Consider the following 23,979-nt stretch of genomic DNA (forward strand, 5'->3'; position numbering starts at 1 on the left):
CGGCGGACAAGCTGCTGATCAAGCCAACGGGGTGGGCCAGGCCGACGCCGACGTCCGGCAGACAACTCGGGCGCACGGCAGGCTGCAACGAACCGCCAATTACCTTGTGGGTCATGCCGGAACGTCGGCGCCGAGCCTGGCGGCAGCCCAACCCAGGCCGCAGCTCGACTATCACAGTTACCTTCTATTGATCCGAAACTCAAAGGGTTCTATTCGAGGGTGCAGCGGACGTGGGGTCCGCCGAAGTAGCCGCGGACGATGTGTGGCTGACGCTGGCGGCGGTGGAAGAACCGGCGGGTCTCGGCGGCGAGTTGAGCCTGGTCACGGGCCCGGCTGTGCATGGGCAGGCTCCGTTTGAGGTCGGCGTTGACCAGCTCGTCGGGGTTCAGCTCCGGCGAGTACGACGGCAGGAAATGCCGTTCGATGCGGTCCGGGTGCTCGGCCAGCCAGGCGCGGACCTTGCGGGAGCGGTGCGCGGAGTGGCCGTCCACGACGAGGTGCACCTTGCGGTCGAAGTGGCCTACGAGCCGGTCCAGGAAGCGGCACATGACGTCGGCGTCGAAGGTCTCGGTGAACACCATGAAGTGCATGCGGCCCTTGGTGCTGATCGCGGACATCGCGTTCACCGAGAACCGGTTGCCTGTGCGGCGGACGACCGGGGTGCACCCCTTGGCGCCCCAGGTACGGCCGGTGACCTGGTCGGAGCGGATGCCGACCTGGTCGGCGAAGAACACCTCTGCGCCCTCGACCTTTGCCCTGGCCCGGATCGCCGGCCAGGTCTCCTCCCGCCAGACGCGGACCGCTTCCGCGTCCTGCTCGACGGCCCGCTTGTCCGGGCGCTGGAAGGACAGCCCCCACCGGCGCAGATACTTGCCCACCCCCTGCTCGGTCAGCCGCACCCAGTACAGCTTCGCGATCAGGTCCCCCACCCCGCCCCGCGTCCACAGCTGCCCGGCCAGCCCCAGGTCACAAGGACGGTGATCCAGTACGGCCTGCCGGATCGCCTGCTGCTCGACCACATCGAGAACCTGATGCTCGCCGACCCGGCGCCCACGCGGCCGGGCCACGAGCGCGTCGCGCCCGCCTGCCAGCCACTTCGCCCACCAGTCGTCCACGGCCTTAAGCGAGACCTGGAACACCTCAGCGACATCCTCGCGAGTCCGGCCCGCCACCAATGCGGCCACCGCCCGCAGTCGAAGGGCCTCCTGCGCCGACGGCGACAACTGCCGTGCGTCCCCCACCAGTTCCCTCACGCAGGGACCAACGACCCAGAACACCAACCGTTTCGGATCAATAGAAGCGACGCATTGCCTCGCGGCGAGCCGCTTGGTGCCGTTCAACCATGCCGACGCTGCCGCAGGCACAGCTCACCTAGACGAGTCATTCCGATGTGATCAGTGGTCGTAGGCGATCAGGGATCGCAGGACCGGCTGGCCGGTCTTGTGGTTGTGCCAGATTGCGGCGGCCATCGCGAGGATGCGCTGAGCGACGCGGACGGCGACGCCCTCGAAGGTCCGGCCGCCGTGCTGTTCCAGGTCGAGCTGGCCCTTGAGGGTGTCGTTGACCGACTCGATCAGCTGCCGCACCGACTTCAGCAGGGACTCGCCCCTGCGCTTCTTCTCACGCTTGAACGACGGCCGCAGCAACTCCGCGCCCCGGAAGGCCAGATCGGCCTCGAACTCCCTGGAGGCGAAGCCTTTGTCTGCGATGACCAGCAGGCCCGGCCGATCCGTGGCCAGGTGCGGCTCGCGGTCCAGCATCGCCGACAGCACCTCCCGCTCGTCCATCTTCGGGTTCGCCAGCGCCCACAGGACGGGCATCCCGGTCGGGGTGCACACCAGGAACAGGCGCAGGCCCCAGAAGAACCGGCTGTGGCTGGCGCAGTACCCGTATCCGGCCCAGCCGGCCAGGTCCGACCGCTTCACCGTCGACCGCGAGCGACCGCACTCCACCGGTGTGGAGTCGACGATCCAATGGTTGTCGAACCAGAAGTCCGTGTCGACGGCCAGCAGCCGTATTGCCTTCTTGACCAGCGGCAACGCGGCCCTCAGCCGCTTGTTCCAGCCCGGCTGCCTGGGCACATACGGGAACATCCCGCCCAAGCGGGAGTCCACGAACCGCAGCCACCGCGACTCCGAAGTGAAGCCCAGCAACGCCTGCGCGACAGCGAGGCAGACAAGCTCGGAATCCGTCAGCTGCGGCGGTCGGCCCAGCCACCGGGTACCCCCGATCTCGTCGTCGATCTTCACGTACAGTGCGGTCAGCAGGGCGTCCAGGTTGTTCGTCACACAACGATCTTGGACGCCCTGTCCGCGTTCCCGGACACACCGTCAGCATTCGGAATGACTCGTCTAGCTTTGTCATTGGTTTGATGGCCCCTTCTTCCGCTCCGCCTCGACGCTCACCGGTTCGCCGGCTTCGCCGATCTGAAGGGACCATTCCCCGCCGCGCACCCGATGCCTGGCCTTCACGCAGCGGCCGCTGCTCACCAATCCATCGGCTACCGCAGCCATAGTCCTTCGCTGCTCTCGGGCCAGCGCTACCCGTCCCCGAACTCGGACTGTCAGCGCACCCAGTCCCACCAGGCCGCTGACCGCCGCCAAGAGCTCACCCGGACCCACCGATTCGATCACCTGGTACCACCGCCTCGTCCCAACCGACCAGCCTTACGTGCTTCATCGGTTGGACTCAGCACAACGGGTACCTGTCGCCGGAATTTTGGGCAGAGCCTGTTGATCTGCGGTCGGTGAGGCAGGTGTTGTCTTCGAGTGCGGGGGTTCCTGGAGCCTTGGCTGATCGCGCTATCGGTCCTGACGGATGCGCGAATGCGTGCACGCAGTGCTCTGAGGGTTGGACGGTGAAGGCCTGCACCTTCACCTTCAGCAAAGCGACTCTGAGCCCAACCTCAACTCACTCGACACACTGAACTTGACGGAGAAGACGCCGGGTGGGACACCCGAGAGACGCTGAACGTCACACTGGTCCGGCCCGAACTGGTCGTGGAAGTCGGCATCGACGTCGCCCGCGACACCTCCGGCCGGTGGCGCCACCCCGCACGCTGGCACCGCGCACGCCCCGACCTCTCCCCCGCCGACATCCCCCGCCTGACGTCACCGCCGCGCTGACGGCGGCGCAGCGCGGAGGCGCGGCGGTGACGCGCAACACGAGCGAGCGCGCCCCGATCCCCGGCAGCGTCCGCGCCGCCCATCCCGCCCCCTCCCTCACCTCAACTCCAGCCAGGGACATGGGCGAAAGCAGCCGCAACGGGGATGTCGGCCTCCCGACCACGCAGAAATGGCGTACTGACCTGCACAGATGCGAGAGGGGATCTACAGGTCCCGCAACGCTCAGCGCAACATCCGGCGCAACACTTGTCGCAACACCCAGCGCAACCTGAAGTGTTGTGGTGGTGTCGCGGCAGGGCCGGTGCGTGTACACGTTTGGTCGGCTGGGCCTTGGGACGCGGGGCGGGCGAGTTATCGGGTTCGCAGGGTGGCGTGCAGCGGTGTGGCCGGCTGGAGCTGCAGTCCGGCTGTGGGTGTCGGGTCGCCTTCGATGTCCAGGTGGAAGCGCTGGGCAAGTGTGGCGAGGACGAGTGCTGTCTCTACCAGCGCGAACCGTGCGCCGAGGCAGGCGCGCTGGCCGCCTCCGAACGGGAACCAGGCGTGCGGAGGCGTGGTCTGTTCGGGGCCGGCGTCCCAGCGTTGGGGGCGGAGGCCGTGGGCCGCGGATGCCGACAGGAGGTACCAGGTCCAGGTCAGCGCCGTGGATGTGGTCTCGTGGCCGCCGATCCAGAGGGTGACGGCTTCGTCGCGTACCTGCGTGGTGGTCAGCGGCCGGCCTTCTTCGTCGTGGGCTGCAAGCAGTCTGCTCAGCAGGTCCTCAGCGCTGCCGTGTCCGTCCCCTGCTGCCTGGCGGGCGTGGATGAGCCGGTCGATCTCGTTGTCGATTGTCGCGACGGCGGCGAGCAGGCGCCGCCGGGCGTGGGTGCGCACCCACGGCGGCAGGAAGAGCCCGATCCCCCGTAGTTCGGCGCCGATCCCCTGTCCTGCCTGCGTCATCGCGTCACCCAGCGCGCGGGCCTGTTGTCCGAGGTCGTTGCCGAACAGCGTGCGGACCACGATCCGCTGGGAGAGCAGCGACATCTGGCGCAGCACATCGACGCGGCTCCCGTCTCGCCAGTGGTCGGCGAGCGCCGCCGCGCAGTCGACCATCGCTGTCGCGTATCGGCGTACCTGGCGGGGCCGGACCGTGAGTTGGACCATGGATCGCTTGCGACGCCATTCGGCTCCTTGGCTGCGCATGACGCTGTTGCCGATCAGTCGTTTGAACGCCCAGCCGGCGTCCAGAGTCTCGTAGCGTCGCTCGTCGGCTCCGAGCAGTTCCGCGATGCGCTCGGGGTGCGCGAGGAAGAGAATCCGCATCGGGCCGAGCGACCAGGTCACCGCGTCCCCGTAGTCGTCGCGCAGACGTTCCAGGAATGCCAAGGGGTCACGCCCGAAGGCGGGCAGGTTTCCCAGCAGCGGCAGTCCGTGCGGGCCGGCAACGGGGCGGAAGGGATGGGTGAGCACTCCTGGCCAACGAGCCGCGCCTGGCACGGTTGCGCCACAAGGAAAGCAGCGCCGCAGTTCAGAGACAGGTTGCTGCCGCGTGTCGGCGGCCGGGGCGCCGGCCCACCATCACCGGCGGCTATCGAACTCATGAGCGCTCTGGAGAATGAGTTCGGCGTGCAAATCTCCAACGGCGATGCCCAGGAGATCAGAAATGGCAAGGATGTGCTTGCGGCGATCGAATTGGCCAGGCAGCGGAAGTATTCGGCGTCCCCGACCGCGCTCATCTGACGGGGTGTGGCGCAGGCCGGGGGACGACGACTCCGACTCCTTCACGCACCCACCGCCCGCTCGGTGCGCCGTGGTCGGCCCAGTGCCGCTGGCTGCCGTCCCACCAACTGCGTACAGCTTCGAGTCGTCGCCGATGACAAAGGTGTACAGCCGCTGGGCCGCGCCCGGGGTGTCCCGGACCGTGACGGAGCCGACCTTTTCGAGGATGGTGCGCCCCGCTGGTACACCGTGCTCGCTCCATTGCCACGCGGCGAGGTTCGTCCCCACGGGTGAGGTGCGGGGATAATGGCGGATTTCACCGCGGCGGGAGGAAATGATCAAGTGCCGGAGTCTACTCGATGGGGCTGCGGCCGGGGCGTCCATATCGCGCCCTGGTATCGAATGAAGGACTGGGACCGATGGCAACAGGCACTGTGAAGTGGTTCAACCCCGACAAGGGCTATGGCTACATCAGTCAGGACGATGGCGGCGCGGACGTGTTCGTGCACTTCTCGGCCATCCAGACCAACGGATACAGGAGTCTGGAAGAGAACCAGCGGGTGGAATTCGAGGTCAGTCAGGGGCAGAAGGGTCCGCAAGCGGAAATGGTCCGCCCCTTTTAATCCCCGGAAGGCGCGCTCCATGGGTCGGCAGAGGCTGCGGCAGGCCCTGTGGGGCCTGCCGGTGGCTGGTGGTCCTGGACGACGTCGCCCGGTGTCAGGACTGTTCCGGTACCGGTGCCTTGCCGGATACCGCAATACCGGCCTGGCGGAAGTCGTTCACGGCGGCAGCTGTCGTGTGCGGGGCAACTCCGACCGAGTAGTCCAGGCGTACGCGCGTACGGAAGCCTGCTGCGACGGCATCCAGGGCGGTCGCACGCACGCAGTGGTCCGTCGCGATGCCCACCACGTCGACCTTCTTGACCTCGCGGGCGCGCAGCCAGTCCGCGAGGGGGGTTCCTTCTTCGTCGGCTCCTTCGAAGCCGCTCTTGGAGGCGCTGTGGGCGCCTTTGTAGAAGACGGCGTCGATCTTTCCGCCGGTGACGGCGGGGGCGAAGTGGGGGTGGAATTCGCTGCCTTCGTTTCCTGCCACGCAGTGGACGGGGAAGCTGTCCTTGAAGTCGGGGGTCTGGGAGAAGTGGCCTCCCGGGTCGATGTGGTGGTCGCGGGTGGCGACGATGTACTGGTAGTCACGGCCAGCGGTCTGTTCCACCAGGTCGGCGATCTTGGTCGCGATCCGTGCACCGCCCGGTACGGGGATACTGCCTCCTTCGCAGAAATCGTTCTGCACGTCCACGACGATCAAGCCTCGGCTCACCATGACCACCCTTCATCAGACGGAACAACCCCCTGCGTTCTACCCGCCCTCGCACACCCCCGGGGACCAAAAGCGGCTGGGCTCACCCGCACGGCCCAGGGGCTTCGCCGCAGGAACGATTCGCACCCGCCGAAGGCCATGCCGCGCCCGGGGTCGCTGCCAGCGGGCCGTCGGACAAATTGGCACCGGCGTTCCAGTGGCGGAAGGCGTCCCGGTCGTAGCCGTCCCGGGACTCCGTCCCCATAGGCAGGTTGGCGACGGCTTCGGTCAAAGGAAGCGTCTGTGCCGCGTGGGCGGGCGCTGAGACAGGGAGGGGCAGGACAGTGAGGGAGGCGGCGGCCAGGCCGCGCAGCACGGCTTTTGAGCATGACCTGATGATAGGACCCGCGACGGGGCGCAATCGCCTGTTTGCCCAGTGCGCCGCCCGTGTGGGTGCAATGGTCATACCGGACCAGGTATGGATCACCCTTCCTGCGAGCCCGCCCCTGATCTCCAAGGGCGGGCCTTGAAGTACGCACTCGGGACGGTGAAGACCGCGCTGCGGCCGGGCCCTCGCCGCAACTCCCAGCTCCCGATGAGGCTTGAGCGCGTGCCATCGAAGTCTGAGCAACCACCCGTGGGGTGACAGAACTGTCCTGGGGCACCGCCGTATGCGGCGACCCCAGGACGCCCGCGACCGCCTTCGTGGCTGCTAGAAGTCCTGCTGGGCGCTGGTGACCTGGATGTTGTCGGCGCTGGTGTTGCCTTCCGAAAGGACGGAGACCGGGACGCGCTTGACGTTGACCAGGTTGAGGATGTCGGTGGCGTGCGCCGGCGCGGTGACTGCCAGCAGGGCGCCGCTCGCGGCGGCCACGGTGAGGATTCGAGAGGTGATCTTCATGACCTGCGTAACGACCGGATCATACGACCGTCACCCACAGCTCCCACCGGACATGCGGGCCTGGGACCGGCACACATACTGCGGCGCTCAGAATTCGGTGGCACGCGCATTCGCTGGCGCCGGACAGCGGAACACACTCCCTGGCACGCTGACCAGCCGTGGTCAGGGCTGGACGCGGCACGGCCGGACCGTGGTCGGGGCCATGGTCTGGTTCTAGTGGTCGGGGCGACCACCGCGAAATCTGGGTTATCCACAGGCCGGAACAGGGCCGGCGGTTCCTTCGTACGCTGCTGCCCGAATCGATCACACGGGGTGTGCGGGATGCGGTACGGCTTGGTGGTGGAGGAACTCGCGGTCGAGGTCATGGCCCTCCTGCCGGACCCCCGGCCCGGCAGGAGGTGCTGGCGCTCGTGGAGATCGCGCGGATGGATCCGCGGGCCTGGCCCGATGTCCGCGACCCGGGCTCCGTGGAGGAGATCCGGGAGGCGTTCGGACGGCGGTGCTGGATCCAGTTCATGCCGCATGCCGGGGCGATCGAGGTCCGTGACATCGGGTGGGTGGGCTGACGCCTGGTCCCCTGCTGACGCGAGATGCCCACGTCACTGACACGGGGTCGACCAGCCACTGACACGAGAGCGAGACAGCGGTTTCAGCTCAGGCGGTAGCCGAGGAGCGCGAGGCCGGCGGCCGCAGCGCGGTGCTGGTAGGCGCGCAGTCCGGGGGCGCCGGGGGGTGCGGACTCGCGGGCGTTGCGGTGCCAGTGGCCGGTGAGCGCGGCGAGGAACGCTGTGGTGGTGTCGGGGCTGCTGGCGGTGGCGGGGTGATCGCGGAGCAGCGGGCGATGTCTGCGGGTGTGTGTCCGGCGAGGATGAGTTGCGGGGCGAGTGAGGCGGCGTCGATGCAGGCCGGGCCGGTGGTGGCGTGTGCCCAGTCCACGAAGGTCACCCCGAGGTGGTGGTCGCGGACCATGTTGTCGGCCCGCAGGTCGCCGTGGACGATGCGGTTGCCGTGGGCTAGGGCGGGCCAGGCGGCTTCCAGTTCGGCGAGCTGCGCCAGGTGGGCGCGGGCGGCGGGGGCGAGGTCGGCCGACGGGTCGGAGAGAAGTTCGTCCCAGCCGTGCAGGGCCGCCGTAGTGGAGGGTGTGGTGCTCACCGCCGCGGCGTACGGGGTCGGGGCGGGGCTGGAGGTGAGCTTGTCCAGCAGAGCCCAGGTCTGTTCGGCGTCGCCGGACTGCGGGGAGAAGTCGGGGTGCGGGCCATCGAGGTGGGCGATGACGACGGCGGTCCAGTCGGCCGCGCGGTGGATGCCCAGCAGGTCCGGGGCCGGGGCGCCGGGCGGCAGCGCATCCAGGACAGCGGCCTCGTGGACGTTGGCGGCGGTGAGCGGGTCGTCGTCGGGGGCCGCTTTGACGAAGACCCGTCGGCCGCCCTCCAGGGTGAGCGCGGCAGCCAGCTGGTGGCCGAAGCCGCCTGCAGGAGTGACCGTGTCGGTGACGGGTGCACCGAGGGCGTCTTCGAGGCGGGCGCGCAGGGGCGTGGGGACGTCGGTCCATTGCAGACGGCCGCTGGTGGGCGGTACAGGCATCGGGGCAGCTTTCAGAGGTCCGGAAAATCGGTGAGCGGGGTGATGGGGTGCGCGCCGAGCCAGACCGCGAGTCGGGCTGAGGAACGAGGTCCTCAGTGCTCCAGCTCGACGCCGGGTGCTCGTCGCCGCATCACGCGCATTCGCCTGTGTCCTCTGAGTGCAGAAGTGCAAAGGGGCGCCCGTAGGGGCGCCCCTCCACTGTAGTGGTGGTGCTGGGTCACGCGCTGCCGATTAGGGGCAGGTGGTGCAGCAGGGACGGCCCGATGCTGGCGGGTTCGGGCCGTGAGGTGATCGGCCCCGACGGCGCGGAGTGCGGCGGGCGGGTGCCAGCCCCAGACCGCTCCGAGCGCGACGACTCCGGCGGCGCGGGCGGCGGTCATGTCGGTGGGGCTGTCCCCGACGTACACCGCGCGCTCCGGTGGGACGTCCAGCTGGCTCAGGGCGGCGTGCAGTCCGTCGGGGGCCGGTTTGGGCCGGGTGTCCTGGCGGGTGATGACGACGTCCAGCAGTTCGGCCACCGTCGGCGGCAGGAGCCGCGGTCAGGAAGTCCGGCAGGACGCGCGGGCCGGGTTCCCGACCGGCGACCTCGAGGACGGCGAAGCCGCCGACCTCTGCACGACGCTGGTGGAGCACATCGCCCAGGCCGCCGAAGACGGGCCCCGCATGGTGTGGATGGACCGCGATGAGGACACCAAGGGCGTCTGGTGGAATCACGGACCCCTGATCGACCGCAGCGCCCGCTGACGAACGGGCCCGCGCTCCGGGCCCGGTCCTCCTGAGGGAGGGCCGGGCCCGGCTGTCATGAGAACGTCGCCTCCGCGAGGGTCAGGGAGATCCCGCTACCACCAGAGCCCCGTCGCTCGCCCTTCGGGTCTCACTGAGTGTCAGCTTGTCGTTTATCGACCCAGTGTCGAACGGCGCTCGAACTTGAGCCTTGTTTTCGCAGTTCAGCGGACATGCGGGCGGCCTTCGCCCGATCCTGTGCTCCGACCAAGGAGCGCACGTGACCGTAACGAAGGCCGTGGAATCGAGTCTGCTGGATGAGGATGTCCGCCGGGAGGCGTTCGCGGAAGCGTCACACTTCCGGTCGGAGTTGTATGCGTGCCTGACCAGACGGGGCGACGAACTGTTCGAGCTCTGCGAGGCACTGCTGTGCTCCGACGGGCCCGTGAAGACTCTGGTTGATCTCGCGCTCGCGCCTGAACACCGGCGTGGGCACGGCGCGTTGTATGGCGGGCTCAACCGCGGCCGCGTCGACGTCGCACGACTGCGGAGAACGCTGGCCGGGCTGCCGCTGCCCCGGGCCGCGGACGGGCGCCTGGTGCTAGCGGCGGATGTCAGCCCGTGGCTGCGGCCGGACGCGAACACCTCGCCGGACCGCTCGTTCTGCCACACCTACGGCCGGGGCAAGAACGAGCACCGGATGATCCCGGGCTGGCCGTACTCGATCGTCGCGGCACTGGAGGTGGGACGCACCTCCTGGACCGCGCTGCTGGACGCGGTCCGGCTGGAGCCGGGTGCCGACGTCGCGGCGGTCACCGCCGTCCAGGTCCGCGAGGTCGTCGAGCGCCTGGTCGCCGCCGGCCAGTGGAAGCCCGGCGATCTGGCCATTCTCCTGGTCCTGGACGCCGGTTACGACGTTCAGCGCCTGTCGTTCCTGCTGACGGACCTACCCCTTGAGCTGTTGGGCAGGCTGCGGTCGGACCGGGTGATGCGCCGGCCCACGCCGCCGAGGATCTACGACCCGAAGGGCGGGCGGCCGCCCAAGCACGGCGGCGAGTTCGTCTTCGGCCAGCCGGACACCTGGGGCGAGCCCGACGTCCGGACAGTCACGGAGACGGAGCGGTACGGCACCGCGGTGGCCACTTCCTTCGACCGGCTCCACCCGCGGCTGACCCGCCGCGCGGCCTGGCTCACCCACCGGGACGAGCTGCCGATCATCGAGGGCACCGTGATCCGGCTCAAGGTCGACCGCCTGCCCAACGGAGCGGACCCCAAGCCAGTCTGGCTGTGGTGGTCGGGCACCGGCGCGAGCGAGACGGATATCGACCGGCTCTGGCACGCGTTCCTGCGCAGATTCGATCTTGAGCACACCTTCAGAATGATCAAGCAGACGCTCGGGTGGACCCGCCCCAAGCTTCGTGATCCCGAGGCCGCCGACCGGTGGACTTGGCTGATCGTCGCCGCTCACACCCAACTCCGTCTCGTCCGTGGCCTGGTCACCGATCTCCGTCGTCCCTGGAAACGGCCGGCTCTGCCGAACAAGCTCACCCCAGCCCGGGTCCGGCGAGGGTTCAGGAACCTCCGTATGAAGTGCCCCTTGCCAGCCCGTGCGCCCAAACCCACCAAACCCGGCCCGGGCCGCCCGCCCGGCGTGAAAAACCGGTGCCGGGCCACCGTTCAGGACGTCGGTCTGGTCCTCAAGACCGGAGAAGCGCATTCACGCCCCAGTCATCACAAGAAGGGCACCAAGCCCAGACGCGTCACGGGATGAGCGGCAGCGTTCCCGGATCAGGAACGGAGTAGTGAGGCATGGATGCGGGCGATGGCCCGCAGCACCTCGTCGCGGTTCTTGGCCTGCTGCATCCATGCGGGCAGGCGGGCCACCACGGTCATCTTCCGGCCGTGGTCGTGCCAGGGAATCCCTTCACGCAGCGGCGCCTGCACGAATCGCCTGATCAGGTCCAGGTGTTCCAGGTTGTAGGCCCATACCCACCCGTGCCGGGTCTCGGTCTGCAGCCACAGACGGACGCCGAAGTACGGGTCCGTGGCCGGCTCGTCCCGGTCCCGGTGCAGGGCCACACCTCCACGGCTCCATGCCTTCGCCGCCCCGCAGTTCCGGCAGACGAGACGCCTTGGCGCAAAGAGGTCCGGATCGTGCACCCCGGCCGGCTCCGGTCCTGCCACGACGTGAGCGATCTTCTCGCAGCCGGGACAGCACACGAGGACCGACGCGAGAAAGTCGTACTTCGTGCTGCGTGGGTCCCGGAACCGATGGTGTGTGGAGATCGAACTCATCGGACCAGTATGCGAGCCAAGCGCCGAAGGCTCCTACAGGATAAATCTCAAGGTCAGTGCCTGTGTCAGAACCGCTGATCAGTGACGCTGCCGTGACAGAAGGGCGGCATTTCGTCGGTTGCCCGGACAGGAACGCTGCCCGGACCTACGCAGGGATCTCGACGGCGGCTGACGCCATCTGGGGCTGATGGGCGGATTCGGTCGTCTGGCAGTGAGAAGACGGCCTGAAGTCACGGGGGCTGGTGCGGACGCCTGGTGGCAGGCGGGCCGGAGCCCTTCTCGGCAAGGGACCACGCTATGGCCTGCGGGGTGCGCTCCCATGGGTGCCACCCGGACCGACCGGCCGGGTTCGGGCCTCGCCCTACCCAGGACGAGACGGTCACAACGGTGGGACCGTGCCGGGCCCCCGTCCCCGGCACGGTCGACATCGGCCGGTCAGCAGCCGTCGGTCCAGGAGTGCGAGGAGATGTTGTCGTTGACCGACTCGTTCTTCCCCGACCACCACGGCAGGCCGTTGTTGAAGATGTAGTCCCCTCCCGAAAGGTCCTGCCACGCGTCACCGTGACCGAGGCAGGCGTACACCCCGCTCTGGTCCTGGTTGTAGTAGAGGTCGACGTCGTCGTAACCGCCCGCGAATCCGCGGTTCTCCAGCGACGAGGCGAGATTGCGCATCGGCTGGCAGTTGCCCGTCACACCGTCGTCGCCGTAGTCCCAGTCACGCTTGTTGCCCTCCCAGGAGCAGTGGGCGCCCCGCTGGTAGGGGTCCGCCCACGCGTGCAGCCTGCCGTCCTCGGCGGCCGCCGCGCGCGGCGCGGCGGCCGGTCCGTCCGCGGCCTGCGCGGCGGCGACCGGGCCGACTGTCGCGAAGAGCATCGCGGCACCGGTGGCGAGCAGAGTCAGTTTCTTCATTTCCTCATACCTCTCAGATGGGGAGTCAGCTGGCCTTGACGATGTCCCGGGCACGGCTCAGGGCCCCGGACTCCAGCGTCTTCCTGTTGATGAACTCGGTGGAATGGTCGGACTTGGTCTTCGCCTGTTCGGCGCGCGTGAGCGTGCGGGCCGTCTTCGCGAGACCCGAGGTGCCGGCGCACTGGGCCTCCGCCCTCGCGGTCGCGATCTCGGTGGCGCGGGACTCGCCGGATCCGGTCGCGCCCGCTGGCCGCACGAACCGCTGACGTGCCTCCATGGGAGAGCTGTACGAGTGGCCCTTGGTCCGCATGCAGGTCGACCACCGTGAGACCGCCGCCGTGAAGCGCTCGTCCCGTGCGACCGCGGGCGGTACGGACCGCTCGAGAGCGTCCGTCACCTTCCACGCGCTGTACCACTTGCGCAGGTCCAAATAGAGGGACCGTTGCGCCTCGGACTCGCAGCCCTGATCGCTGTGCCGGACCGTGCCCATGCCGGGAACCCGCGCTTCCAGACCCGTCGGTTCCGGGCCGTTCAGCGCGTCCACGGCGGCGTCCCTGCGCTCCGCGGAGAGGCTCCGGAAGTAGAGCTGGTTCGGGTTCTTCGCGGCGAGGGTGTCCCGTTTCCGCTGGATGTCACTGCCGTAGCCGTGCTCGGCGGCCCAGCCCTCGTCGTCGACGACGTGCGGGAAGAGGCGGTTGACCCCGTCCGGCAGGTCTTCGACGACGTGGAAGGAGAATCCCCGCTCCTCCATGCAGTTCCGCGTCAGGAGCGTCTCGGCCTTGGCCAGGGTCTGCCGTTCCGCGGGCGTGAGTGCGCGGGCGGCGACGGTCGGCTCGGGGACGGGGGTCCTGGGAGACGGGGGTGGTGGTGCGGCCGTGCAGGCCGAAAGCACCGGGGCTGCCAGACAGAGCAGCAGTGCGGCCACGGCCTTGCCCCGCCCTGGACAGGACCCGGTGTGTCCGGCCATGTTCGTCCCTCTTCCCACGAAACGCTGCGACACCTCGAACGGTAGGAGGACCGGCTCGCCCGCGGTCCTGACATCTGTCAGGGCCGCGGGCGGTCGCGGCTGTAAGAGCTCGTAACACGATCTTGTTGAGGTGTCCTGGTCGGGCGTGACCGGTCTGATGATTTGGCCGTTCGTGATGGTGTGAGTACTCGGCCGTGGATCGTGGACGACGACTTGCGGGCGCTGATCGGGCCGCTACTGCCTGCCTGGCCCGAACGGTCGCCCGGGCCACGGCCGGTGGCAGACAGGCTCTGCCTGCAAGGCATCCTCTACGTCCTCTGCAACGACATCGCCTGGCAACTCCTGCCACTGGAGCTGGGGTTCGGCTCCGGGCAGACCTGCCGGCGCCGCCTGGAGCGGTGGCAGCAGGCCGGCGTCTTCGACCAGTTGCACCGAATCCTGTTGTCCGAGTTGAACTCGGCCGGCGAACTCGACTGGTCACGGGCCTGCGTGGACGGTTCCCACATCCGCGCGAAAAAGGGGGTGCCAACACCGGTCCGTCGCCGGTCGACCGGCGCAAGACGGGCAGCTAACACCACTTGATCTGCGACGGACGCGGCACCCCGCTCAAGGTCATCACCACCGCGGCCAACGTCGACGACGTCACCCGGACCCTCGCCCTGGTCGACGGCATCCCACCCGTCGCAGGCCGCCCCGGCCGTCCCCGCCGACGTCCAAAGGCTGTGCTCGGCGACAAGGGCTACGACTCCAACCCCAACCGCGACGAACTCCGCAAGCGCCGGATCCTGCCCGTCATCTCCCGCAAAGGCGCCCCGAACATCAAGGGCATCGGCAAGCTCCGCTACGTCGTGGAGCAGACCTTCGCCCTGCTCCACCACTTCAAGCGCCTCGCCGTCCGCTGGGAACGCCGCACCGAACTCCACGACGCATTCGTCTCCCTGGCCTGCAGCCTCATCTGCTGGAGACGCCTCAAGAAGACCCGCTCATGATCGTGTTACGAGCTCGAAGGCGCTGGCGATCGCAGCTGTCAATCCCTACCCCAGGCCAGGATCACAGGACCTTTGCAAACGCATCAGGCACAAACAAACGATGCGCAAGGAGTGGAACCGGTAACCAGACCGATGAGCTGTTTCAGCTGACCAGATGGGATAGCCACCAGCGATGCGCGTCAGGGGCGAGGGTTGGAGGCTGACCATTCCTGGAGTTCGCGATGACGGAACTGGTAGACCACGCCAGAGATTCGCAAAAGACCCGCCCCGTAGGCCCAATGGAGAAAAGATCCCAGCCGCCACGGAAGCCGACCCCGACAACAACAGAGAAAGACCAAATATCGGCGCGCCACCGAGGCCTATATGCCCTCTGCCGCCCAGCAGTTCGCAGCCCTGGCCGAACAGACCGCAGCTCCCCGCCCGCGGCCGCGGGCGGGGAGCTGTCGCCGGCACAGTGCGTGCTGTACGCGGGCGTTGCCGGACCCTGCGCTAGAAGGTCAGGTTCCAGGCGTCGGTCTTGCCTGTGTCGGAGGCGGCGTTGTCGTTGACGCGCAGCTTCCAGGTGCCGTTCGCGACCTCCGAGGAGGCGTTCACGGTGTAGGTCTGGGCGATGTTGTCGGCGCTGCCGCCGGCGTGGTTGTGCAGCGTGTAGACGGTGCCGTCCGGCGCCACCAGGTCGACCTTCAGGTCACCGATGTAGGTGTGCTTGATGTCCACACCCACCTTGAGGGTGGCCGGGGCGTTGCCGGTCACACCGGTGACGGCGATCGGGCTCTCCACGGTCGCGATGTCGTTGATGGCGAAGTCCGCGAGGTTCTCGAAGTACTTGCCGGGCGGCGGAGTGGTCCCGACGGCCTTGAGGGCGTCGACCTGTCCCTCGCCGAAGAACGAGTTGTTGGCCGTCGTGCCCGTGCAGCGGCTGTCCGAGGGGCAGGCGATGTCGTTGGCCTGGGCGGCCAGCTTGGCGCGGATCTGCGCCGGGGTGATGCCCGGGTTGGCGCTGGCGATGAGTGCCGCCACGCCGACCACGTGCGGGGTGGCCATCGAGGTGCCGCTCTTGCTGCCGTAGCCGCCGCCGGGGACGGTGGAGTACACGCTGCTGCCCGGCGCCGCGACGTCGATGACGCCCTGCCCGTAGTTGGAGAACGAGGCCTTGGTGACGCCCGTGCCGTTGGCCGCGACCGTGACCACGCCCGGCAGCTCGGTCGGGATGTCGAGGCAGGCGTTGGTGATAGTGCGGGTGACCGGCGTCGAGTCGTTCGGGCTCGCGGAGTCGGTCGTCTTGTGGGCGAGGTCGTAGTTCTCGTTGCCCGCGGCGGCGATCTGGAGGGAGCCCTTGCCCTCAGCGTACTCCTGGGCGCGCTTGACGCCCTCGATGATGGCGGCCTGGTCGATGTTGTCCGGGCAGTTGAACTGCCACGGGTCCGTGTAATAGCTGTTATTGGTGACCTTGAAGCCGTGGTCACCGGCCCAGACGAAGCCGCAGATGGTGTTCTCGGCGAAGAAGAAGGAGTTGCCCGGCTCGGCGACCCGGACCGCGGAGATCGTCACCCCGGGGGCCACGCCGACGACGCCCTTGCCGTTCTTGGCCGCGGCGATGGTGCCCGCTACGTGGGTGCCGTGCGTGTCGACGTCCCGCCAGGCGCCGGCACGGGTGTCGGGCTTGCCGTAGGCGCAGGAGACCGAGTCGGCCGCGTTGAAGTTGGGCGCCAGGTCCTGGTGCTGGTCGTCCACACCGGTGTCCAGGATGCCGACCTTGACTGAGGCGGAGCCCGGGTTCACGGCCCAGGCCTGGTCGGCCTTGATCTGGCTCATGTCGGCCCGGACCGGTTCTCCGGCCGGGGTCGAGGCCTGAACCGGATTGGCCGGGAGCGCCGGGTTGTAGGCGTCGGCCGGGACGTCCGAGGTGCGCGTGGCGCCGACCTGCTGCACACCGGCGACGCCGCGCATGGTGGCGGCGAATCCGCTGGACGCCGAGTGGGCGACGATCACGCCGATGGCGTCGAAGTCCGAGAAGACGGTGCCGCCGTTGACCGCGATCGCGGAGCGGACCGCCGAACTGTCACCGGGGGCGGTGATCACGAGGTAGGCACGCGTGCCGGCCACCCAGGTCGCACTCCGGGAAGCCGGCACGGCGGCCGGAACGTGGGCCTTGGCGGCCGACGCGGTGGAGGGGGCGACGGGGAGCGTGCCCGCGAGGGCGCCCGGGACGCCGAACGCGAGGGCAGCGCCGAGCGTGGCCGCCAGCACCAGCGTGCGTCTAGGCCAGCTGGATATGTGGGGTATCAAAGCGTCCTCCGGAGACGGCCCGGCCGTGCTGAGGGCACCGGCCGGGCCGTACGAAACGAGTGGTGGATGCAAGATGTCAGACGGGCCCTCCTGTACGGAAGTACCTTTCCGTACCGCGACGTTATAGAGGCATGGCTGAAAAACCCCGCTGGGAGTGCTGGCGCAGTACCGAACGGCCGCCACCGAGCAGATGCACCGGGTGATCGCTCCCTCTGTGCGTATCGAGCAGACCCGGCGGCGGCTGGCCAGACCGCGCGTGGAGGGGCCCGCCGACCGCATCACCCTGCCGCAGGCCGGACGGACCGGATATGGATCCCCACGGCGTACGGCCTGCAACTCACCTCCGAGAGGCCCGAAATGAGCGGGCACCGGCCCTCCAGGCCCCTCTCCGATCCGACCGCCCTGCGGATGATCGAGCGGCCCTTCGTCCGGAAAACGTGTTCGCCTTGTGGCCGTTCCGCCTGCACGGGCTGGTCCGCTCCACCATCCGCACCGCCGACGACCACACCGACGACCGCTGGAGCCCCGCCGACTGGCAGCAGGCCGCCCAGCGGGCCTTCCACGCCCTGGGCGAGCAGTGGAGCTCCGGCCCGGACCGCGACCGCATCCTGTGGTCGGAGCTCTCCGCCAGGGCCTGGCTCTGGCCCGCGACTTCCGCCTCGAACTCGACTGGCTCACCGGCGCGGCCTGGCACTACATCAGCGACTCCGTGTGGGAACCCCTCGCCCCGCCCACCCCGGCGACGGCGGCCGCCCCGCTGGAGACCGCCGCGGACGCCCTGGTGGAAACCCTCAGCACTCGCCCGCCGCCAGCACGAACACCGTGCCCGCACCGTAGAGCGGCTGGCTTCTGTCATCGACGCCGGCCAACTGCCCATCGAGCTGAACGAGATGGCCGTCTACTACCGGGCCAAGGCCCAACGCGACCTCGGCCTTTCTTCCGAGTCCCGCCAAGGGATGCAGTACGTCGCCGACCGCGACGGCCGCCTGGCGCCCGCCGCCCGTCGCGGTCTGGCTCACCTCGCCCGTCTCGCTGGTGACCTTCCCGCCGCACTGGCCACCGCCGACACCCTCGGCTGGGCCGGCCGTCACCATCGCGTCCGCGGCGACATCTGGTGGCCCCATGGCGACATGCAGCGCGCAGCCGCCGACTACGCCGCCGCTCGCGCCGAAGCCGAAGACAACGGCATCGCCGGCGAGCGCGCGACATCCCAGGCTCAGCGCGCTTTTGTCCTCGCCTTCACCAGCCCCGGTCACGCCGCCGACGAAATCGACCTCGCCCACCAGCTCCTGACAGGGCTCGTCCTGCGCGTCACCACCGCGACCGTCCAGCTCGCCGAACTCATCCGCGACGCCGGCACCAGCCAGGACATCGAAGACCGGGCCGAACGGCTGCGCACCGAGATCCGCACCTTGCCGGCGCCGCCGTCGCCGTCGCCGTCGCCGAACCCATCCTCGAACTCGCCCTGGCCTTTCACCACGCCGTCCTCGACAACAGCGCGGGCGTGAGCACCTGCATCAGCCGCCTGCGCGGCCTGACCGCGTCCGGCGACTACGCCTACTACCTCGATATCGCCCACTTCTTGGCCGGGCTCCCGCTCGAGTCCCCCTCACCAGCAGGGTGGCTCCATGGACAACAGATCGCGCGCCAGCGGTGGCGGGGCCTGGTCACCGGCCGGCGCAATCACCTGCGCGCCACCCGATGAAACAGTGCGGCCCCGCCAATCCGGCGGGACCGCAGGCGTCTGCCGCTGATCAGGGAGTGAGGTCCAGTACCCGGACCGGCTCGCCGACCCACCGGTTCGGGGCGGTGGTGGCGATGATCGCGCCGTCGGGGCGGTCCGGGGTGGGCTGCGCCGTGTAATGGCAGTGGGCCGCCGCCCACGTCTTTTGCCGCGCGAGGGCCAGGGCTGCAGCCAGATCCAGATCGAGGACGGTGACGCCGGGAAGAGAGGCAAGGTGCTCGGCCGTGCCGGGCCGGGCGCGATCGGCTTCGACTAACGCGCACGCTGGGGCGTACAGGAACCAGCCCGATTCGGCGTGAGCGCGGTGGATCAGACGGGAAGCAAGGACGTTGCCCTGGCCGGCCGCGGCCATCGCGGTGTCGTCCAGAACGATGTGCACAGCGTCGCTCACCAGTTGGTCACCTGGGCCAGGCGCCGGTCCAGCTCGTTGTCCAGGTCCTGCTCCTCGGCAGCGGTCGGCGCGTAGCCGTTCCACTCCTTCAACGCGGCCAGGGCCTTCTCCGCCCGTTCGGCACGCTCGTCCGGAGTCAGCAATGTCTCAGCGAGACGGGCGAGATACGCGCGCAGCGACAGCCCCTCAGCGGCAGCTATAGCGGCGAGCCGGTCCTTGGCTTCCTCGGGGATACGGACGTTGGCATCGGACATCGTCGTGCTCCTTCCCATCCCTCAAGGCTACGGGTACGTACCCGTAGCCGTCATGCACCCGATTCCAGTCACAACTCTGTCGCCTGGCCGAATCCAGTGCCATGCTGTGACGGCGGTGATCCTCCAACCCCCGTGGAGGCCCCACCCCTGGTCCCGCCCGCGTGCTGCCACCTGGGCGGGACCGCGCCGTCCCTCCCGGCCTCCCTACGGGAGGGCCGACGCCTGCAGGAACGCCCCTCGGCCGCCCCGTCCGAAGGCAGGGTGCTGTTCGTACGGGTGCGGACGCTGTGTGAAAACCTCGGAGCCGACGCACCCTTCCTGGGCGTGACCGCGCACTCACGCCCGACGTTCATCTGACGATGACCACGAACCGCCGCTCCACGCACCGCCCTCGCACCGCAGGTCCTCGCATCCCGGTACAGCGCAATGCGCGCGGCCGGCCAACGCCTGCGACACCCAGCCCGACGTCACCAGCAGAACGCAACTGGCACCAGCACATCAGCGCCGCCGGCACGACACTCACAGCCTTGGCAGCCGTCGCCGCCCTCCTCTTCACCGGAGTCTCTGTGCAGCAGGCCAACGGTGAACTCGACAACCGGCGCAAGGAACTGGAGATCGCTCAAGAAGGGCAGGTCACCGAACGCTTCACCACAGCTGTGGGGCAACTCGGTGACAAGTCCCCGGATGTGCAACTCGGAGGGATCTACGGGCTGCAGCGCATTATGAAGGACTCACCACGCGATCAACCGGCGGTGATCGACATTCTGTCGGCATTTGTGCGCACCCACGCAGTGAAGTCCAAGACTCATCCCCGTGTCGGGGCACCTGCGGATGTGCAGGCCGCAGTGTCAGTGCTGGTCAATCGCGACGAGCGGGAGGACGGACCGGCGCGCGTAGATCTCGGTGGCGCAGTCCTGTCGGCAGCCAATCTCCACAGGACCGTCGACGAACGCGGGGTGCCACTCGCAGGTGCGGTTCTCAACGCCGCGAACCTGTTCGGTGCAGACTTGTGGGAAGCGGATCTGGCAGGAGCCAAGATGGGAGGCGTAGATCTGCGCCACGCCGACCTGAGGGAAGCCGACTTGCATGGTGCGTATTTGGAAACAGCTGTCCTAGGGTCCGCGGATCTGACAGGCGCGAACCTGGATGGGGCTTTCCTGGTCGGCGCCGATCTGGGCGGCACCGATCTGCGCGAGACCACAGGGTTGACCGTCGAGGCCCTGATCTGGGCCGATCCTCCCGAAAAGGACTACCCGCCAGACCTCCCACCGAAGCTGGCGAAAGATCCTCGCGTAAAGAAGTGGCTGGCCGGCAAGGGCCCGCAACCGGCGCCCGCCTAGTTGTGGTGTCCAGTCCACCGTTCTTTCGCCGAGAATGGGGGGCGGCGTCCCCGGGCCTCACCTCAAGCACATGGGGACGATCGTCCGGCTGAAGCCCCATGGAGCCTTTCGCCGAGAGGCGACCGCCCTCCGCGCGCCACCGCTCAAAGTCCCGGCTGTCTCTCCCCCCGTCCAGCCGGGACCTTGTACTGTCCTCGCCGGGCGCTACGCGGCGGGCTCGTACGCCACGGACCCAGCGGGCATCCGCCGGCGACGTCCCGCAGGGCCGCGAGTTCGGCGTCGTCGGCGGCCAGACCCCAGCGCAGCTTCGTGCCCACCCATTCCACGGCGTACTGGCAGCGCACCGCGTCGTCGGGGCGGGCGGCAGCCACTCGGCCGGGTCCTGGTTGTGATCGGCCTCGTCTCAGAGTTGTTCGGTTTGATTCCCTGGGCGGACCCGCGTTGACCTGCGGACGGGCGCCACAAGGGAGGGGCGCCGGGCAGCCGGAGGGGATCTCACCCTCTGGCCCCCACAGAGCCGCGCGTAACGATCTCTCGTTACACGGCTCTTGTCGCTCTGATCACCAGGTCATGGCCGGTGCTGCTCTCGCACCTCACAGCCTCATATGACGACGCGTCTACCGCCGAGCCCTGGTGGCGCGCTATCCGCGGTGCTTGCCCCGGCCGGCTGGCAGGATCGCCTGACGAAGACCGCGAGCGGCCCGTTTCGGGTCCTTTCCCGGGCCTGGTTCCCCAGTGGCGTCTGGCGTGTGGTCCTTTCGCAGGGGCACCAGTTCCCCGCTCGTGGCCGGTTCCCGGAGGGCGGCGGACCGTCTTGATGGTGATGTCGAGGTACTTCTTCGCCCAGCGGAACAGTAATTCTCGTGCGAAAAGGGGGTCCTGGGCGTCAGCGGGGGTGACCATGACCAGTAGGACAAGGCCGCGGTGGTCACAGATGAGGTGCCGCTTCCGCCCATTGATCTTTTTCCGCCGTCCTACCCCCGGGGCGCTTTGCTGACGGTTTCGAATGCCTCGCTGACGCCGTCTGGGGTGTTTTGCCCGCGGCAAGGCGGATGCGGCGGCGGAGCTGGTCACGGATGATACCGAGGACGCCAGCGGCGGCCCATCGTCTGGTGAACCCATGAATCGTGCGCCAGGGAGGGTAGTCGACGGGCATCGCTCTTCATGTGATCCCGTTATCGACCAGATAGCGTGTGCCGTCGACGATCTCCGGCTCTTGGGGAAGGGCCGTGCATGCCCGGCCAGGATCCCGTTGATCACGCTGCTGATCTGCGTGGCCTTGAGGAAAGCCCCGGCCGGGCGGGGGAACACCGGCCGGGGCAGTCTGGGGTGGGAACTGGTTCGGTTACCGCGCGGGGCGCTGCCGTGGGTTGTGGGTTACCTCTCCCACATGGGCGCAGGCGCTCTGACGGAATGGGGGTACGTCGTTGGGATCTCCGCGGCTGAATCCCAGCGCCTCTACCCGGGCGGAGCATCTTCCTTCATGTTGCGCGCCTTTCGGCGTGTGAGCGCAGGGACAACTTAACTTGGGTCGCCGTCGTCGCGGCCACGTCCAACTGCGGGTTTCTGGCCGCCCCTTCCGCAGGTCAGGCCAGTTGACTTGCGGAGTGCGTGCGTTATTCGATGCGGGGGCATTCTAGGCCTGGGCACCGCTGGCACCCCGTCGACCCGTGGCGCCTTCTGTGCAACGCTGGGCGGATTCGATTTCGTATAGGGGCGCGCCCGTTGGAGGGGGTCTATTGGCATGCTTGAAACAGCTTCGAGTTCGGAGGACTGGATCAGCAGTTTCCATCCGGCGCCGGACAGTCCAGTGCGGCTCGTATGCCTGCCGCACGCCGGCGGGTCGGCAAGCTTCTTCTTTCCGGTTTCCAAGGCTCTCGCACCCGCGGTGGAGGTACTGGCGATCCAGTACCCCGGTCGTCAGAATCGGCTCGATGTGCCGCCGATCGACAACCTTTCAGAATTGGCGGATGAGATCTTCGGCGCGCTACGGCTCAGGATCGATGACCGGCCGCTGGCGCTGTTCGGGCACAGCATGGGTGCTGTGCTCGCGTATGAGGTAGCGCTTCGTCTGCAGCGGAGCGGTCTTCCGTCGCCGGCTCGGCTCTTCGTCTCCGGTCGGCAGGCCCCGTCCTGCTATCGAGACGGGCGGATCCATCGGGCGTCCGATGACGAGGTCGTGGCTTCGGTGCAGGCGCTGAGCGGCACCAGCCAGGCGATTTTGGACGACCCGGAGATGCTGGCGATGATCCTTCCGGCGATCCGCAGCGACTACCATGCCGTCGCGGGGTACCGGCACGAACCGGGTCAGGTACTCGACTGCCCGGTGACCGTGCTGCACGGCGGCAGCGACCCGCAGGTGTCGATCGACGAGGCACGCGCTTGGGCGGAACACACAACTGGGCAAACCGACGTGGAAGTGTTTCCGGGGGGTCACTTCTTTGTCGTCGACCGCCGTCGTGAGGTGATCGGACTGCTGTCACGGGAGTTGAGCGACCTGTGCGCGGGACTGAACCGATGAATCATCTTCGGGGACACCAGCTCGCGGCGAGCAGTGTCTTTGCAGGCGTATCCGGCGGGCCGCCGCCCTGCGGTCGCATGCTCGACGGCTGGATCAACGGCTTTGGGCTCTCCCACAGCCCGTCCGGAACGATCCGACTCCACGTTTCGCTGCCGCCGGCGTTCCAGGCAGGAGTCCGCCCCATACAGAGAAGCAGGGAGAACAATGATGCGTGTTGAAGTCGACGTTCCCAGCTGTGTTGCTTCGGGCCAGTGCGTGATGCTCGCCCCCGACGTCTTCGACCAGCGTGAGGAGGACGGCAGCGTTGTCCTCCTCGATGACACTCCGCCTTACGAACTTCACGACGCCGTGGGCGACTCGGCCACGATGTGCCCCGCGCAAGCGATCCGGCTCGCGGAGTCGTGACCGCCGCCGCCGAGACCCTCCACCGGTCGGGCCACAAAGGAGACCCTGTCCGGCGCCTGGACCCCTGTCCGGCTGCCCCTGCGCACTGGCGGCTCAGCCCGGGAGGTTCTTCCAATAGCGGGCGGAAAGCGTGCAGCGGTCGTCGTATCCGTGGTGCTGGTAGAAGGCATTGGCATCGAGCCGTGAGCGCAGGGTCGTCACTTCGACGGCGGAGCAGTCCCATTGCCACGCCAGTTCCTCGGCGGCGCTGATCAGCCGGCTGCCCGCTCCTGTGCGGCGGGCCGCCTCGTCGACGACGAGGCTCTCGATGCGGGCCCAGCGCCCGGTTTTCTCGAGGTACGGGACGGCGTGCAGGGAAAGGCAGCCGACGACGCGTCCACTGTGCTCAGCCACCAGGACAGCGCTGAACGGATCGTCGAACCAGAAGGTGAAGCGCTTTTCGACGTCCGGTGCCGTACTGGGGTACCCGAGTTGGCACAGCAGACCGGCGATCTGGTCGGCATCCGAGAGAGTGGCTCGGCGTACGGTGACTGTCACGTCGTCAGCCTACT

At 68.5% G+C, this 23,979-nt stretch carries 27 protein-coding genes and 2 pseudogenes; 12 read left to right on the forward strand and 17 right to left on the reverse strand.

The window, feature by feature from the left end; all coding sequences use genetic code 11:
* Positions 1-209: 209 nt before the first annotated feature.
* Entirely contained in the window at positions 210-1,253 is a 1,044-nt protein-coding gene (locus tag OHA11_RS00005) for an IS630 family transposase (protein ID WP_266490634.1), read from the reverse strand.
* Positions 1,254-1,394: 141 nt separating this feature from the next.
* Positions 1,395-2,288, reverse strand: a complete 894-nt coding sequence (locus OHA11_RS00010; RefSeq protein WP_266490638.1) for an IS982 family transposase — start codon at positions 2,286-2,288, stop codon at positions 1,395-1,397.
* A gap of 711 nt (positions 2,289-2,999) precedes the next feature.
* Between OHA11_RS00010 and OHA11_RS00015 the strand changes: the two genes are divergently transcribed.
* Positions 3,000-3,125, forward strand: coding sequence for an ATP-dependent DNA ligase (locus OHA11_RS00015; RefSeq protein ID WP_266490640.1), 126 nt, complete (start codon positions 3,000-3,002; stop codon positions 3,123-3,125).
* A gap of 351 nt (positions 3,126-3,476) precedes the next feature.
* Here the strand turns inward: OHA11_RS00015 and OHA11_RS00020 are convergent, their stop codons facing one another.
* Positions 3,477-4,571: a cytochrome P450 gene (locus tag OHA11_RS00020; protein WP_266490643.1), complete on the reverse strand. Its 1,095-nt coding sequence runs from the start codon at positions 4,569-4,571 to the stop codon at positions 3,477-3,479.
* A gap of 129 nt (positions 4,572-4,700) precedes the next feature.
* Here OHA11_RS00020 and OHA11_RS00025 point away from each other — a divergent pair, with 129 nt between their 5' ends.
* Together OHA11_RS00025 and OHA11_RS00030 are read left to right on the forward strand one after the other, a co-directional pair.
* Positions 4,701-4,841 carry a hypothetical protein gene (locus tag OHA11_RS00025; RefSeq protein ID WP_266490646.1) on the forward strand — a complete coding sequence of 47 codons (141 nt, stop codon included), beginning with the start codon at positions 4,701-4,703 and terminating at the stop codon, positions 4,839-4,841.
* 398 nt (positions 4,842-5,239) lie between these two features.
* Positions 5,240-5,443 carry a cold-shock protein gene (locus OHA11_RS00030; protein WP_266490650.1) on the forward strand — a complete coding sequence of 68 codons (204 nt, stop codon included), beginning with the start codon at positions 5,240-5,242 and terminating at the stop codon, positions 5,441-5,443.
* A gap of 94 nt (positions 5,444-5,537) precedes the next feature.
* Here the strand turns inward: OHA11_RS00030 and OHA11_RS00035 are convergent, their stop codons facing one another.
* The 3 genes and pseudogenes from OHA11_RS00035 to OHA11_RS00045 all read right to left on the reverse strand — a co-directional run bounded on the left by OHA11_RS00035 (position 5,538) and on the right by OHA11_RS00045 (position 7,017).
* Complete coding sequence (locus OHA11_RS00035; RefSeq protein WP_323186747.1) at positions 5,538-6,137, reverse strand: isochorismatase family protein; 600 nt, start codon at positions 6,135-6,137, stop codon at positions 5,538-5,540.
* 166 nt (positions 6,138-6,303) lie between these two features.
* Positions 6,304-6,492: pseudogene (locus OHA11_RS00040) on the reverse strand (HNH endonuclease); the annotation flags it as partial.
* A 336-nt stretch (positions 6,493-6,828) separates the two neighbouring features.
* Complete coding sequence (locus OHA11_RS00045) at positions 6,829-7,017, reverse strand: hypothetical protein (protein ID WP_266490655.1); 189 nt, start codon at positions 7,015-7,017, stop codon at positions 6,829-6,831.
* Between the two features lie 410 nt (positions 7,018-7,427).
* On the opposite strand from OHA11_RS00045, the gene OHA11_RS00050 reads away from it, so the two are divergent.
* Complete coding sequence (locus tag OHA11_RS00050; protein ID WP_266490657.1) at positions 7,428-7,583, forward strand: hypothetical protein; 156 nt, start codon at positions 7,428-7,430, stop codon at positions 7,581-7,583.
* A gap of 88 nt (positions 7,584-7,671) precedes the next feature.
* On the opposite strand, the gene OHA11_RS00055 is transcribed toward OHA11_RS00050, so the two are convergent.
* Both OHA11_RS00055 and OHA11_RS00060 read right to left on the reverse strand, forming a co-directional pair.
* Positions 7,672-8,601: a phosphotransferase family protein gene (locus OHA11_RS00055; RefSeq protein ID WP_266490660.1), complete on the reverse strand. Its 930-nt coding sequence runs from the start codon at positions 8,599-8,601 to the stop codon at positions 7,672-7,674.
* 92 nt (positions 8,602-8,693) lie between these two features.
* Positions 8,694-9,119 (reverse strand): HAD family hydrolase, encoded by a 426-nt coding sequence (locus OHA11_RS00060; protein ID WP_266490663.1) that lies wholly within the window; start codon positions 9,117-9,119, stop codon positions 8,694-8,696.
* On the opposite strand from OHA11_RS00060, the gene OHA11_RS00065 reads away from it, so the two are divergent.
* Complete coding sequence (locus OHA11_RS00065; protein ID WP_266490667.1) at positions 9,094-9,345, forward strand: hypothetical protein; 252 nt, start codon at positions 9,094-9,096, stop codon at positions 9,343-9,345. The two genes, OHA11_RS00060 and OHA11_RS00065, sit on opposite strands and share 26 nt — an antisense overlap.
* 289 nt (positions 9,346-9,634) lie before the next feature.
* Positions 9,635-11,095, forward strand: coding sequence for an NF041680 family putative transposase (locus tag OHA11_RS00070; RefSeq protein ID WP_323186748.1), 1,461 nt, complete (start codon positions 9,635-9,637; stop codon positions 11,093-11,095).
* Positions 11,096-11,112: 17 nt separating this feature from the next.
* Here OHA11_RS00070 and OHA11_RS00075 read toward each other — a convergent pair whose 3' ends face one another.
* The 3 genes from OHA11_RS00075 to OHA11_RS00085 form a co-directional block, all read right to left on the reverse strand.
* Positions 11,113-11,619 (reverse strand): hypothetical protein, encoded by a 507-nt coding sequence (locus tag OHA11_RS00075; protein WP_266490670.1) that lies wholly within the window; start codon positions 11,617-11,619, stop codon positions 11,113-11,115.
* A gap of 435 nt (positions 11,620-12,054) precedes the next feature.
* The gene (locus OHA11_RS00080; RefSeq protein WP_266490671.1) at positions 12,055-12,528 is read right to left on the reverse strand and encodes a hypothetical protein; all 474 of its coding nucleotides are present in this window, start codon (positions 12,526-12,528) and stop codon (positions 12,055-12,057) included.
* A gap of 25 nt (positions 12,529-12,553) precedes the next feature.
* Positions 12,554-13,495, reverse strand: a complete 942-nt coding sequence (locus tag OHA11_RS00085) for a hypothetical protein (protein ID WP_266490672.1) — start codon at positions 13,493-13,495, stop codon at positions 12,554-12,556.
* Between the two features lie 180 nt (positions 13,496-13,675).
* On the opposite strand from OHA11_RS00085, the pseudogene OHA11_RS00090 reads away from it, so the two are divergent.
* A pseudogene (locus OHA11_RS00090) lies at positions 13,676-14,484 on the forward strand (IS5 family transposase).
* 489 nt (positions 14,485-14,973) lie between these two features.
* Here OHA11_RS00090 and OHA11_RS00095 read toward each other — a convergent pair.
* Entirely contained in the window at positions 14,974-16,734 is a 1,761-nt protein-coding gene (locus tag OHA11_RS00095) for a S8 family serine peptidase (protein WP_266490673.1), read from the reverse strand.
* A 485-nt stretch (positions 16,735-17,219) separates the two neighbouring features.
* On the opposite strand from OHA11_RS00095, the gene OHA11_RS00100 reads away from it, so the two are divergent.
* Together OHA11_RS00100 and OHA11_RS00105 are read left to right on the forward strand one after the other, a co-directional pair.
* Positions 17,220-18,281 carry a hypothetical protein gene (locus tag OHA11_RS00100; RefSeq protein ID WP_266490677.1) on the forward strand — a complete coding sequence of 354 codons (1,062 nt, stop codon included), beginning with the start codon at positions 17,220-17,222 and terminating at the stop codon, positions 18,279-18,281.
* The gene (locus OHA11_RS00105) at positions 18,278-18,478 is read left to right on the forward strand and encodes a hypothetical protein (protein WP_266490680.1); all 201 of its coding nucleotides are present in this window, start codon (positions 18,278-18,280) and stop codon (positions 18,476-18,478) included. The genes OHA11_RS00100 and OHA11_RS00105 overlap by 4 nt, the downstream gene beginning before the upstream one ends.
* Before the next feature lie 49 nt (positions 18,479-18,527).
* Here the strand turns inward: OHA11_RS00105 and OHA11_RS00110 are convergent, their stop codons facing one another.
* Together OHA11_RS00110 and OHA11_RS00115 are read right to left on the reverse strand one after the other, a co-directional pair.
* Positions 18,528-18,908, reverse strand: coding sequence for a hypothetical protein (locus OHA11_RS00110; RefSeq protein ID WP_266490683.1), 381 nt, complete (start codon positions 18,906-18,908; stop codon positions 18,528-18,530).
* The gene (locus OHA11_RS00115; RefSeq protein WP_266490687.1) at positions 18,905-19,162 is read right to left on the reverse strand and encodes a hypothetical protein; all 258 of its coding nucleotides are present in this window, start codon (positions 19,160-19,162) and stop codon (positions 18,905-18,907) included. The genes OHA11_RS00110 and OHA11_RS00115 overlap by 4 nt, the downstream gene beginning before the upstream one ends.
* 527 nt (positions 19,163-19,689) lie before the next feature.
* Between OHA11_RS00115 and OHA11_RS00120 the strand changes: the two genes are divergently transcribed.
* Positions 19,690-20,502 (forward strand): pentapeptide repeat-containing protein, encoded by an 813-nt coding sequence (locus tag OHA11_RS00120; RefSeq protein ID WP_266490690.1) that lies wholly within the window; start codon positions 19,690-19,692, stop codon positions 20,500-20,502.
* 143 nt (positions 20,503-20,645) lie between these two features.
* Here OHA11_RS00120 and OHA11_RS00125 read toward each other — a convergent pair whose 3' ends face one another.
* Positions 20,646-20,873: a hypothetical protein gene (locus OHA11_RS00125; protein WP_323186498.1), complete on the reverse strand. Its 228-nt coding sequence runs from the start codon at positions 20,871-20,873 to the stop codon at positions 20,646-20,648.
* A 166-nt stretch (positions 20,874-21,039) separates the two neighbouring features.
* On the reverse strand, positions 21,040-21,624 hold the full coding sequence (locus OHA11_RS48460) for a transposase (protein WP_353962943.1): 585 nt from the start codon (positions 21,622-21,624) through the stop codon (positions 21,040-21,042).
* Between the two features lie 622 nt (positions 21,625-22,246).
* On the opposite strand from OHA11_RS48460, the gene OHA11_RS00130 reads away from it, so the two are divergent.
* Both OHA11_RS00130 and OHA11_RS00135 read left to right on the forward strand, forming a co-directional pair.
* Positions 22,247-23,023, forward strand: a complete 777-nt coding sequence (locus OHA11_RS00130) for a thioesterase II family protein (RefSeq protein ID WP_266490692.1) — start codon at positions 22,247-22,249, stop codon at positions 23,021-23,023.
* A 207-nt stretch (positions 23,024-23,230) separates the two neighbouring features.
* Positions 23,231-23,428: a ferredoxin gene (locus tag OHA11_RS00135; protein WP_266506828.1), complete on the forward strand. Its 198-nt coding sequence runs from the start codon at positions 23,231-23,233 to the stop codon at positions 23,426-23,428.
* A gap of 93 nt (positions 23,429-23,521) precedes the next feature.
* Here the strand turns inward: OHA11_RS00135 and OHA11_RS00140 are convergent, their stop codons facing one another.
* Positions 23,522-23,965 carry a GNAT family N-acetyltransferase gene (locus tag OHA11_RS00140; RefSeq protein ID WP_266490695.1) on the reverse strand — a complete coding sequence of 148 codons (444 nt, stop codon included), beginning with the start codon at positions 23,963-23,965 and terminating at the stop codon, positions 23,522-23,524.
* Positions 23,966-23,979 lie beyond the last annotated feature (14 nt).

This window comes from Streptomyces sp. NBC_00878 (assembly GCF_026341515.1).
Taxonomy (GTDB): Bacteria; Actinomycetota; Actinomycetes; order Streptomycetales; family Streptomycetaceae; genus Streptomyces.